We start from the raw sequence: 11,838 nt of genomic DNA, 5'->3' as shown, positions 1-11,838 counted from the left end.
GCTACTCACTCTTCTTTGGCGCCCACTTTTTGCGAGCTGCAGGAGCGGCTGGCAGCGATGCGGGCGACATCTCTGCCGTCGCGTTGCTGGCCAGCATATGCGTTTCCGAGTCCTGCAACGCCTCGGCAGCAGGAGCATCAGCAAGCACAGGCGTCATGTCGCCCGTAGGAACACGATCGACGGTCGACGTTTCTTCAGGCCGAACGGCATCCCACAGCAGCTCCGCCACATCCCGCACCGGCATCGCCTCGCCCGCCGAGCTCGCCAGCATGCTCTTGCAGAACGGGCATCCCACCACGAGCGTCGCGTCGCCGCCCTGCAGCACACTCTTCGCCTCGCGCAGCCGATTCGTCGCGATCGATTCGTCGCACGGCTCCTCTTCCTTCCAGAACTGCGCTCCACCGGCCCCGCAGCAGAAGGAGTTCTCCCGTGACCGCGGCATCTCGCGCACATCGTTCGAAAGCACATGCAGCACCTCGCGCGGAGCGTCGTACACACCATTGTGGCGGCCCAGATAGCAGGGATCATGGAACGCCAGTGGGGCTGCCGCCGCACGTGGCCGCAACTTACCCTCCGCCACTAGGGATGCCAGCAGCTCCGTGTGATGCACCACCTCATACACGCCACCCAGCTGCTTGTACTCCTGCCCCAGCGAGTTGAGGCAATGCGGGCATGTCACCACAATCCGCTGTTTCCCGCGCGTAGGCCGTGCCGCGTCCAGCATCCGTATGTTCTCCTCCGCGAGCTGCCGCCACAGGTACTCATTGCCCGCGCGTCGAGCGCTGTCACCGGTGCAGCACTCACGCTTGCCCAGCACAGCGAAGTCCACTCCGGCGGTCAGCAGCAGCTGCACAAACGCTCGCGCCGTCTTCTGCGCCTGCGGATCGTAGCTCGCCGCACATCCCACCCAGTACAAGAACTCGGCGTCAGGCCTCTGCTCAATCGTTGGCACGTCAAGCCCCTTCGCCCACTCCATGCGCTGTTCGCGCGCAATGCCCCAGGGACTGCCCGCACGCTCCATGCCGCGGAACGCGCCCTGCAGCTGCGCCGGGAATTTTCCCTCCATCATCACCTGCTGTCGCCGCACATCAATGATGTCCAGCATCGGCTCATCCCCAACGGGGCATACGTCGAGGCACGCTCCGCACGTCGTGCATGCCCACGCAGCCTCAGCGGAAAGCGCAAACTGCAACAACGGCCGCGGGCTAGGTCCTCCATGTTCGAACTCGTTACTGGCGTGAGCGAGCGCATTCAACTCCAGTCGCTTATTGATCTCCAGCGCCGAAGGACTCAGCGCCTTCCCCGTCGTGGTCGCAGGGCAAGCGTCCTGGCAGCGGTTGCACTGGATACAGGCGTACGCGTCAACCAGCCGAGGCCAGGCAAGGTCTTCGAGCCGTTCGGCTCCAAGTCTAAGTTCTGCATTCGCATCGTCAGCGGCGACGTCAAGCTCCATCGCAGGCAACACACCGCTGCGTTCTTCACGCGCGACCGCATACTTGATCGGCGTCATCAGCAGGTGCAGGTGCTTGGTGCGAGGGAAGTATGCGAGGAATGCGAGCACGCTGCCCAGCGCTCCCCAATAGCCGAAGATCGCCGCCCCATGTGCCTGCGCGACAGGAATGCCATGAGCTAAGAACGACGCGAATGGCTGCGCCGGATCTCGGCCACGCATCGCAAGTTTTGCCGCCGCTCCCACGGCTCTGCTTCCAACATGGAACAGGATGAACGCAGAGACGACTAGAGAGTCGCGCCGCACCGCACCCTTGCGCAGATCCTCATGCAGCAACGTGCGTACATTGAAGCGAAAGTCCCTCCGCGAGGGCAACAGGAATCGCCGCAACACTAGCGCGATCACGCCGACGAGCACCAGAGCACTCAGAACATCGGCGAGCAAGTTGTATACCGCTCCAGGCATCGTGGTGGAGCTCACGCGCCACGCCGTATAACCCTCCAGTGCGTCGACCGCGTTCACCAGGATGTACGCGACGAACCCATAGAAAATCAGCGAGTGGAAGAACGAAATCCACGGACGTCGCTTGAAGGCCCTCTGCTGCGTGATCGTGAGCCAAAGCGCGCCAGCGATGCGCCAAGGAAGATGGTTCAGGCGCGTATCACGATCCGGCTGCCCACGCCGGAGCATGCGCACCAGCCGCGCGAACTGCGGCAACGCCACGGCAAGGCACAGCACCGCAAAGATCAGGAACGCGACGCGTTGGCCGAAAGGAAGCATGGAACCTCAAGCACAATGGTGTACGCGATCACCCTAACTCACTCTTCAGTGCCTCGACGATCGCATCGGCATCGCCCACAATGCCATAGTCTGCAACGGTGAAAATCGGAGCATCCGCATCCTTGTTGATCGCAACGATTGTGCGCGCCTTGTTCATGCCGCTCAGGTGCTGCACGGCTCCGGAGATCCCGACTGCGATGTACAGTTTCGGCTGCACCGTGACTCCCGTCTGCCCCACCTGCTCGGCATAAGGCCGCCAGCCCGCGTCCACCACGGCCCTCGTCGCTCCCACTGCCGCATGCAGCTTGTCGGCGAGCCCCTCCACCAGCCGCACGAAGCCCTCCGCACTGCCCACGCCGCGTCCACCCGAGACCACGATATCCGCCTCGCCCAACGGCACACGCCCGCTTCGCGCCGACTGCCGATCTGTAACCTGAAGCCGGCGCGCCGGAAGCTCAAGCTCCACATCGAACTGCTCCCCCATCTCAGGCAAAGCTTCGGCGGGAGCAAACGCGCCAGGCTTGATCGTCGCTATCACCACGGCCGCATCGGTCTCCACCGTCTCGGTCACGCGGCTCAGGAAGCCGTAACGCGTTGCTCGAACCACGCCCCCTGTGTGCTCCAGGCTTGCCGCGTCCTCGATCAGCGGAGCCTCCAGCCTCACAGCCACGCGCGGCGAATATTCGCGCCCACTGCGGCTCGCCGCGATGAGCACCAGCGCGGCCTCTCCCTCGCTCGCAATCTGCGCGACGGCCGCCGACCACAGCTCAGCATCGTACGTCGCAAGCTCCACACGGTCCGCCACCAGCACCTGTTCCACGAGCGTGGCCGCCTCATTCGCGACAGCTCCAACCCCGCTGCCCAGCACCAGCGCCGCGACGGGTCCATCGACACCGCTCGCCCGCGCCGCAGCGATCAACTCGCGCGTGGACTTACTGACCTTGCCATCTGCATACTCCACCACGACGAGAATCATGCGATCACCTTCGCGTCTTCGCGCAGCGCGCGCAGCAGTTCTGCCGCAGCCACCTGCGGGTCCGCACCCGGAATCATCCGATGAAGCCGCTCGCGCGTCTGCATCCCCTGCTTCACAGTCCTGAGCTTGGGTGCAACGCTGAAGCTCGCCAGCGACTCCCTGCGCAGTTCCTTCTTTCGCGACTTCATGATGTTCGGCAGCGTGGGATAGCGCGGATCGTTCAGCCCTTGTTGCGCTGTCACCACGGCAGGCAGCTCCAACGCGAAGCTCTCCACGCCGTCGTCGACATCATGCTTCCCGATCAACGTCGTGCCCTCGAGCTTCAGCGTAGTCACCCATGTCACTTGAGCCCAGCCGAGCCTTTCGGCAACAGCCGCTCCCAGGGCGTGGCTGTCGGAGTCAGCCTGCTGCGCACCGCACAGCACCAGATCCACCTGCTCTGCCCTCGCCACATCGGCAATGACCTTGCTCAGCGCAAGCACATCGAGCAGAGCATCGGATTGTCCAGCCTCGACCAGTACGGCCCGATCCGCTCCCAGCGCAAGCGCATTGCGCAGAGCCTCCTCCACCCGAGCTGGGCCAATCCCCAGCACGACAATCTCCGCGGGCGTGTCACCGCCAACCCCGGCTTCGCGCAGGCGCAGCGCCTCCTCCACGCCATACTCATCCATGGTGTCCAGCACGAGCTTGCTGGCGCCCAGGTCCACCCTGCCCTCGGCTACCTTCAGCCGCTCCTCCGCTCCAGGCACCTGCGCCACGATCGCGAGAATCCGCATCCTGCCACTCCTCAGCTTCGATGGAACTGTACAGCGCCCACCGTTGGACGCGCGAACTTGCGTGTGCGGTTGGCGAACAGGAGACTACCGGTGCTTCCATACAGGTGCTCGCTTTTCCACGAACGCCGTCATTCCCTCGCTCCGATCCTCGGTCGCGAACGTTGCCTGGAAGAGCCTGCGCTCGAACAGCAGCCCCTCGTGCAGCGGAAGCTCGAAGCTACGGTTCACGGCTTCCTTCATCATCAGCACGGCCTGCAGCGGCATCGCAGCAATCGCTTCAGCCATCTTCAATGCCTCTGCCTCGAGCTCAGCCGCAGGCACAACGCGTGCGGCGAGTCCCACCCGCTCGGCCTCAACCGCATCCATCATGCGCCCGGTCAGGAACAACTCCATCGCGCGAGACTTGCCCACGATCCGCGTCAGCCGCTGCGTCGCTCCCATGCCGGGGATCAGTCCGAGCTTGATCTCCGGCTGCCCGAACTTCGCGGTATCCGCCGCCAGGAGGATGTCGCACATCATCGCGACCTCGCAGCCGCCGCCCAGCGCATAGCCCGCCACCGCGGCGATCACCGGCTTGCGCACCCGCGTCATCGCCTCCCAGCCGCCAATCCAGTCGGTCCCGAACATCTCCGCGAAGCCTTGTCCCTGCATCTCGCGGATATCCGCCCCTGCGGCAAAGGCCTTCGTCGAGCCCGTCAGCACGCTACAGCCGATCGTCGCGTCGTGGTCCAGCTCCAGCAGCGTCGCCGTCACCTCGCGCATCACCTGCTCGTTCAGCGCATTCAGCGCCTGCGGGCGATTTAGCGTGATCCACGCCACGCGTCCGCGTCTCTCCAGCAGAATCGTCTCCGCCATCGGTCCCTCCGCGAGCTGCACGCTCGCACGCACGATGGTAGCAACCCCGACGCCACCCAGGCGGTGCGGTCCAGAGAGGTCAGCATCCCGTTTCGCCTGGTCCCGAGCCCGCTAGACCTGCAGGATGCGCCAGAAGCCAGGATCGATGAGTCCCGCCGCCATCCCAACCACGTCCAATCACTGAGCGCGACGCGAACACGTTCACCCAAATTCGCTAAGATGGATGCATCATGAAGCCAGTTCTCGGTTCCTTTGCAGCGCTCACCGCGCTGATTGCAGCGGTCTCGTCTCTGCCAGCTACGGCTGCCCCTCTGGCTGCGCCCTCTGCGGCAACCGCACACCTTGTCGCGATGCTCAAATCAGGCGGTCAGGCAGCGCAGGCGCCCGCCCCGAAGGCGAAATTTGTCCTTCCCGATGGCCCCGGCAAGGAACCCGCTGAGCGCGTCTGCAGCGCCTGCCACTCACCCAGCGTCTTCACCAAGCTGCGCCACGACCAGGCCGGCTGGACCACGGTCATCAACCAGATGATCGCCAAGGGCGCTGATGGCAGTGACGACGACTTCGCCAAGATCCTCACCTACCTCACCACCAACTTCGGTCCGGATGTTCCGCTTCCGGCAGGCACAACGCCAGCGCCGGCACCGCCCACAACACCTCCGCCCACCCGCTAGCCAGCCGAAGATTTGGCGATGCAACAGGCCCCCTCGGGCCCTGTCGTTGTCTCTACGCCGCAACGCGCGAAAGCCCGCGCGTCTCCGGGATCCACACCCACAACAACGCCGCGAGTGCGAACACCGACGCCACCACGGTAAACGCCAGCCCGAACCCATGGCGCTGTGCGAGGTCGCTCACCGTCAGCGGAGCCAGCGCACTGGCCACGCGCCCGCTGTTGTAGAGGAATCCCTGCGCGGTCGCGCGGATCCGCGTCTCGTAGAGCTCGGCCGTCACCGCGGCAAAGCCCGAAAAGTACCCCGTGCCGAAGAACGCCAGCACCGGCCCGATGGCCAGCAGCAACGCCACGCTATGCACGCGGCTGTACACCAGCAGTGACGCGCACGCCATCACCAGGTACACCACGTAGCAGCCCTTGCGCCCGAAGCGGTCGCATAGATAGCCGAAGCTCACGTACCCCAGCCACATGCCCACCTGCGCCGTCAGCACCACCATCGCCATCGAGTGCGTGGAAAGCCCCATACCGCCCGCACCGCGCGGCAGCGAGAGATATCCTGGCACCCACAGGTTGTAGCCCCACCATGCAAAGAGCGTGCAGGCGTTCATCAAGGCGAGCATCACCGTCACCACGCGCCGTCCTGGAGCAAACACCGCGCTCAACCCGCGGCTCTGGGCTGGCACAACCTCTTCCCGCGAGTCGCGCCACACCTGGGGTTCCTCGACGCCATAGCGGAGCCACACCGTAAGTAGCGCAGGAAGCACGCCGACGAAGAACACCGCCCGCCATCCAAATCGCGGCAGCACAACCGCAACCACCGCGGCAGCCAGCGCATAACCAATGGCCCAGGAGCTCTGCACCAGTCCCAGCGCCTTGCCGCGATGCTCCGCCGGCCATGTCTCTGCAACCAGCGAAGCACCCGAGGCCCACTCCCCTCCCATGCCGAAGCCCAGCAGCACGCGACAGATCGCGAGCTCCAGCAGCGAGTGCGTCAGTCCGCAAGCCGCGGTGAAGATCGCGTACACCAGGATGCTTCCCATCAACGCACGCGTGCGCCCGAAGCGGTCTGCAATGTACCCGAAGATCACCCCGCCTACCGCCGCCGCCAGCAGGGTCATCGAGCCCAACCACCCAGCCTGGTGCTTTGTCAGCCCAAAGTCGTGGATTAGCTGCGTCAGCACCAGCGAATACAGCATCACGTCGAACGAATCGAGCATCCACCCCAGCGATGCCGCCAGCAACGCACGCTTGGAAGCACGCGGAGCAGTCAGTAGCCAGTCAAACGGTCCTGCCTGTACCGCAGCGCTCACGCTTTCTCCCTATCACTTCGTTCTTCAGCGCCTCGTCCTGATGCTCCAAACCCACCACCGCCCGGCGTCTCGATGCGCAGCCGCTCGCCGGCCTTCAGTGCAACGCGCACCTTCGCCGGAAGCGTCTCGCGCGAGCCGTCCGCGTGCATCAGCGTGTTGCGACCACTGCCGCCGGGCTCACCACCCTGCGCGCCGTAGGGCTGCGTCGCACGCCTCTCGGTCAGCAGGGTCGCTTCCGTATCCGTCAGCATCTCGTACTCGCGGACCAAGCCCTCGCCGCCCGCAAACTCGCCCGCTCCGCTGGAGTCTTTCCGCAGTGCATACTCGGTGATGCGCACCGGCATGTAATGCTCCAGCGCCTCGATCGGCGTATTGCGCGTGTTGCTCATGTGCGTATGCACGCCGCTCAACCCACGCTTGCCATAGCGTCCACCCATACCGCCACCCAGCGTCTCGTAGTACGCAAACGGCGATCCGTCCTGCGGACGCTTTCCACCCAGCGTCACGTTGTTCATCGTGCCCTGGCTCGCTGCAGGGATGACTTGCGGCAGCGCCTTCGCCAACGCCCCCAGCACCACGTCCGTGATGCGCTGCGAGGTCTCCACATTGCCCGCAGCCACCGCCGCCGGATGCAGCGCATTCACCACGCTGCCCTCAGGAGCGACGACCCGGATCGACCGCGAGATTCCTGCGTTGTAGAGCACATCATCCGCAATCAGGCAGCGGAAGCAATACACACTCGCCGAAAGCGTCATCGCAAAGTTCGCATTCACCCCGCCACGAGTCTGCGAGTCCGTCCCTGAGAAGTCCACCTCAGCCTGGTCACCCTGGATCCGCACCGTCGCGCGAATCACAATGTGCTCGCGGCCAAAGCCATCATCCTCCAGCGCATCCTCAAAGCTGTACTCGCCGTCGGGAATCTCCTCAATGGTCCGTCGCAGGATGCGCTCCGAATAGTCCTGCACCTCACGCGCATAGCGCTCGACGCGCTCGCGCCCATACGTCGCACACATCGCAAGCAAGCGCTGCTCCGCCACGCGATTCGCCGCGATCTGCGCGCTCAAATCACCCTGCCGCTCCTGCGGCGTGCGGACATTCGCAAGCAGAATCGCCAGCACATCTTCGTTCATCGCACCGCCGCGCACGATCTTCACCGGCGGCAGGATCAACCCCTCCTGAAAGATCTCCTGCGCCAGCGGCATCGATCCCGAGCTCATGCCCCCCACATCCGAGTGGTGCGCACGATTGGCCGCATAGAACGCCGGCCGCTCGTCGTCGCCAACAAAGATGCCCGATACCAGCGTGATGTCCGGCAGATGCGTCCCACCGCGAAACGGATCGTTGAGCATAACGATATCGCCGCGCTCCAACCGTGTGTGCTCGATAGCCGCGGCGACCGAGAGCGGCATCGCACCCAGGTGCACCGGCATATGATCGCCCTGCGCGATCGCCTGGCCCTGCGCGTCATAGATCGCGCACGAGTAGTCCAGCCGCTCCTTGATGTTCGGCGAGAAGCCCGTACGGCACAGCGTAATCCCCATCTCCTCGGCAATCGACTGGAAGATGTTCTTGAAGATCTCGAACTCGATGGGGTCTTCCATGCGAAACGGGAGAGGATCGGAACTTGCGTTCATCGCGCACCTCCCTTCGTCTTCGTCGCGGAGGACGTCGCAATCAGGTTCTCCGCGCCATCGATACGAAACGCGAAGCCCGGAGGAATCACGATCGTCGCTTCACCACCCGCGACAATCGCGGGTCCTTGCCCTGCGCATCCCGGCAGCAGCGCCTCCTGCGCATAGATCGGCGTCGGCAGCCATTCGCCCGCGAATCGCGTCTGCGCTGTGCTCAGCGCAACGGGAAGCTGGCGCGCGTCGGCATCGCCGCCCGCCAGCGAATGCTTCCGCGTAATGCCCGCAGCATGCACACGAAGGTTCACCACCTCCGTCGGCCGCGTGCGATCCGCATAGCCGTAGAGAGTGTGGTGTTGCTCATGGAAAGCGCTGATAAAGTTTGTCGTCAGAGGCACGCTGATCTCATACGCCTGCCCGCGATAGCGCACATCGAGCACCCGCTCGATCTCCACCTCGTGCGCGGCAAAGCCCTCCTGCTCAAGGTCCGCAATCGCCTGCTCCACCATCGGAGCGAAGTGTTGCTCCAGTACGTCTGCTTCGCACTCTTCTGCCAGCCGCAGCAGTGTACGCGAGTAATCCTTGCGCACATCCGCAAGCATCATGCCCATCGCGGAGAGCACACCCGCATAGCGCGGAACGATCACCGTCTCCATCTCCAGCGATGCCGCAATCTCGCACGCATGCATGCCGCCCGCCCCACCGAAGGCCACCAGCGCAAAGCCGCGCGGGTCGCGCCCACGCTCCACGCTGACCTCGCGAATCGCCCGCTCCATATTCGCGTTGGCGATCGCAAGAATGCCCTCCGCAAGCCTCTCGACCGTTAGCCCGAGTTGGGCAGCGAAAGCCTCCGCGCGCTGCTGCGTGCGTTCGACATCAAGCTGCATGCGGCCGCCAAGAAAGTGCTCCGCCGGAAGCCGCCCCAGCAACAGGTTCGCGTCGCTTACAGTTAACTCCTCACCCTTGCCGTAACACACCGGCCCCGGATCCGCGCCAGCACTGCGCGGCCCCACGCGCAGCGAGCCTCCGCGATCGACATACGCAATCGAACCTCCGCCCGCGCCGACGGTGTGAATGTCGATCATCGGCAGCCGCACCGGGAAGTCGCCCACGACACTCTCGCTCGTCATTCCCAACCGCCCGTCAACGAGGCTCACATCCGTCGATGTCCCGCCCATGTCGAAGAGAATCACGCGCTCGAAACCAGAGAGGCGCGCCACCGCCTGCGCTCCCACCGCACCGCCCGCAGGCCCGCTCAGCACGGTGCGCACGGGAAGCGTCCGCGCATGTTGCGCACTCAGGATGCCGCCGTTTGACTGCATCACGTGCAGCCGCGTCTGCCCAAGCCCCTCCTCCAGCGCGGTGAGGTAGCGCGCCATGATCGGTGTAACATACGCATTCAGCGCGGTCGTGCTCCAGCGCTCAAACTCGCGATACTCCGGCAGCACACGGTGTGACGCGCACACGCGCATACCGTGCCGCTCCAGCACACGGACAATCGCATCCTCGTGCGCGCCGTTCGCATAGCAGTGCAGCAGGCAAACCGCTACGCTCTCGACCGCGGCCTCTTTCAACTTCAGCGCAATCCCTTCGACCTCAGGCTCATCGAGCGGCGTCAGCACCCGGCCCGTGTGGTCCATCCGCTCGGTCACACCGAAGATCAACTCCGGATCCACGATCGCGCGCGGCGCTTCCACCTGGAAGTCGTACAGCTTCGGCCTCGTCTGCCTTCCGATGCGCAGCACATCCTCGAAGCCCCGCGTGGTGATCATCGCCACCCGCGCGCCTTTACGCTCCAGCACCGCGTTGGTCGCAACGGTAGACCCATGAATGACCTCATCCACATCACCCACACCCACAAGCTCGCGAATGCCCTGCAGGATCGCGCGCGCCGGGTCGTCGGGCGTCGAGCGCACCTTGTGCACACGAAGACCGTGCTCCCCCAGCAGCACAAGGTCCGTGAAGGTGCCGCCTGTATCAACGCCGATGCGGATCATTTCTCCTCATTCCACAGCAAGTCCGCAATCCGCGCAAACAACTCCCCGCGACGAACGCCCATCTCGATTGCTACATTGATCTCGTCGCGCCTCGAGCGCGCATCGGGAGCCCAACATGCAGGCCGCTGCCAACGCCACGCCGGAAGCCCTCCAACAGCGCTTCGCCTCCGAGCGATTCCTCACCTTCGACAGCCTCAACGGCCTCACCCGCATCCATGTGACTACGCCCGCCTGTACCGCGCTTGTCTTCCTGCAGGGCGCACATCTCGCCGCGTTCCAGCCCACCGGCGAGCAGGCCGTCCTCTTCATGAGCCGCAAGTCCGAGTACGAGCCCGGCAAGGCCTTCCGCGGCGGCGTCCCCGTCGTTTTTCCATGGTTTGCCACCGACAGCAAGAAGGACCGCGTCGATGGGCATCCCGGCCCTTCGCACGGCTTCGCGCGCGTGCAGGAGTGGAGCCTCGATTCAGCCACCATGCATGGAGACGTGGCAGAGCTCGTCCTCACCCTCGGCCCCACAGACATGAGCCGCCACATGGGCTTCGACAGCTTTGAGCTCACCATGCGCTTTCGCTTCGCGCGCACGCTCACCTGCGAACTTACCGTCGAGAACCCCGGCGTCGCGCCGCTCGAGTTCGAAGAGGCGATGCACACCTACTTCCATGTCTCCGACGTCCACGAGACCACCATCACGGGTCTCGAGGACACCGGCTACATCGACAAGGTGGATAACTTCGCGCACAAGCCTGCCGCGCATGCCCCGGTCACGTACTCCTCGAAGGTGGATCGCGTGTATCTCGATACCGTCGGCCCCTACGTCATCCGCGATGGCGCGGGCAAGCGAGAGATTCACATGAGCAAGCAAGGCTCGCGCTCCACCATCACCTGGAACAACGGCGGCCCGCTCCCCGACCTCGGCGAGTGGGACTGGCACGACTACGTCGCGCTCGAAACCGGCAACGTGGACGTCAATCGCATCACACTCGCCCCCGGCGAGAAGCACGCGATGTCCTTCACCGCCGAGGTCAAGCGAATGGGATAGCCCCTACGCCTTCGGAGCGTAGTCCTCGCGATACGGCGTGAAGATGTCCAGCACCTCGGAGTCCTCGGGCGCAGATGCCTGGTGCTCCACCCCGCCGGGCACCAGGAAGCAGTCACCAGCCTTCGCATCGAACTTGCCGTCCGGCGACTCGAAGACGATGTGCCCGCTGACGATGTACACCATCTGTTCATGCGGATGGCTGTGTTTCGTTCCCACCCAGCCCTTCTCCATGCGATGCCGCACCAGCATCATGTCCTTGCTGAAGCTCATCACCTGGCGGCGCAAGCCAGGTTCAGGGTGTGTCATGTTCGGATCGTCGGAAGCGATTACATCAATGGACACAGCGATTCTCCTCGT

At 64.5% G+C, this 11,838-nt stretch carries 10 protein-coding genes; 2 read left to right on the top strand and 8 right to left on the bottom strand.

Translation table 11 applies throughout. The features are described from left to right. Nucleotide 1: 1 nt before the first annotated feature. The 4 genes from AC5E6W_RS15015 to AC5E6W_RS15000 all read right to left on the bottom strand — a co-directional run bounded on the left by AC5E6W_RS15015 (nucleotide 2) and on the right by AC5E6W_RS15000 (nucleotide 4,837). Nucleotides 2-2,230, bottom strand: coding sequence for a (Fe-S)-binding protein (locus tag AC5E6W_RS15015; RefSeq protein WP_491753127.1), 2,229 nt, complete (start codon nucleotides 2,228-2,230; stop codon nucleotides 2-4). A 28-nt stretch (nucleotides 2,231-2,258) separates the two neighbouring features. After that, the gene (locus tag AC5E6W_RS15010; RefSeq protein ID WP_491753126.1) at nucleotides 2,259-3,206 is read right to left on the bottom strand and encodes an electron transfer flavoprotein subunit alpha/FixB family protein; all 948 of its coding nucleotides are present in this window, start codon (nucleotides 3,204-3,206) and stop codon (nucleotides 2,259-2,261) included. Further along, nucleotides 3,203-3,982, bottom strand: a complete 780-nt coding sequence (locus tag AC5E6W_RS15005; protein WP_491753125.1) for an electron transfer flavoprotein subunit beta/FixA family protein — start codon at nucleotides 3,980-3,982, stop codon at nucleotides 3,203-3,205. Before AC5E6W_RS15005 ends, AC5E6W_RS15010 begins: the two co-directional genes overlap by 4 nt. Nucleotides 3,983-4,066: 84 nt before the next feature. Then, nucleotides 4,067-4,837: an enoyl-CoA hydratase gene (locus tag AC5E6W_RS15000; RefSeq protein WP_491753124.1), complete on the bottom strand. Its 771-nt coding sequence runs from the start codon at nucleotides 4,835-4,837 to the stop codon at nucleotides 4,067-4,069. A gap of 230 nt (nucleotides 4,838-5,067) precedes the next feature. On the opposite strand from AC5E6W_RS15000, the gene AC5E6W_RS14995 reads away from it, so the two are divergent. Beyond that, complete coding sequence (locus tag AC5E6W_RS14995) at nucleotides 5,068-5,508, top strand: hypothetical protein (RefSeq protein ID WP_491753123.1); 441 nt, start codon at nucleotides 5,068-5,070, stop codon at nucleotides 5,506-5,508. Nucleotides 5,509-5,560: 52 nt separating this feature from the next. On the opposite strand, the gene AC5E6W_RS14990 is transcribed toward AC5E6W_RS14995, so the two are convergent. From AC5E6W_RS14990 to AC5E6W_RS14980, 3 genes are read right to left on the bottom strand one after another with little or no spacing between them, the layout of a single operon-like run. Then, nucleotides 5,561-6,817 (bottom strand): MFS transporter, encoded by a 1,257-nt coding sequence (locus AC5E6W_RS14990; protein ID WP_491753122.1) that lies wholly within the window; start codon nucleotides 6,815-6,817, stop codon nucleotides 5,561-5,563. After that, nucleotides 6,814-8,451, bottom strand: a complete 1,638-nt coding sequence (locus tag AC5E6W_RS14985) for a hydantoinase B/oxoprolinase family protein (protein ID WP_491753121.1) — start codon at nucleotides 8,449-8,451, stop codon at nucleotides 6,814-6,816. Before AC5E6W_RS14985 ends, AC5E6W_RS14990 begins: the two co-directional genes overlap by 4 nt. Continuing rightward, complete coding sequence (locus AC5E6W_RS14980; protein ID WP_491753120.1) at nucleotides 8,448-10,442, bottom strand: hydantoinase/oxoprolinase family protein; 1,995 nt, start codon at nucleotides 10,440-10,442, stop codon at nucleotides 8,448-8,450. Before AC5E6W_RS14980 ends, AC5E6W_RS14985 begins: the two co-directional genes overlap by 4 nt. Nucleotides 10,443-10,557: 115 nt before the next feature. Between AC5E6W_RS14980 and AC5E6W_RS14975 the strand changes: the two genes are divergently transcribed. Beyond that, nucleotides 10,558-11,481 carry a D-hexose-6-phosphate mutarotase gene (locus AC5E6W_RS14975; protein WP_491753119.1) on the top strand — a complete coding sequence of 308 codons (924 nt, stop codon included), beginning with the start codon at nucleotides 10,558-10,560 and terminating at the stop codon, nucleotides 11,479-11,481. A 3-nt stretch (nucleotides 11,482-11,484) separates the two neighbouring features. Here the strand turns inward: AC5E6W_RS14975 and AC5E6W_RS14970 are convergent, their stop codons facing one another. Next, nucleotides 11,485-11,823, bottom strand: coding sequence for a cupin domain-containing protein (locus AC5E6W_RS14970; RefSeq protein WP_491753118.1), 339 nt, complete (start codon nucleotides 11,821-11,823; stop codon nucleotides 11,485-11,487). Between the last annotated feature and the right edge of the window lie 15 nt (nucleotides 11,824-11,838).

This window comes from Bryocella sp., from assembly GCF_058498515.1.
This window is presented reverse-complemented; position numbering and strand designations above follow the sequence as displayed.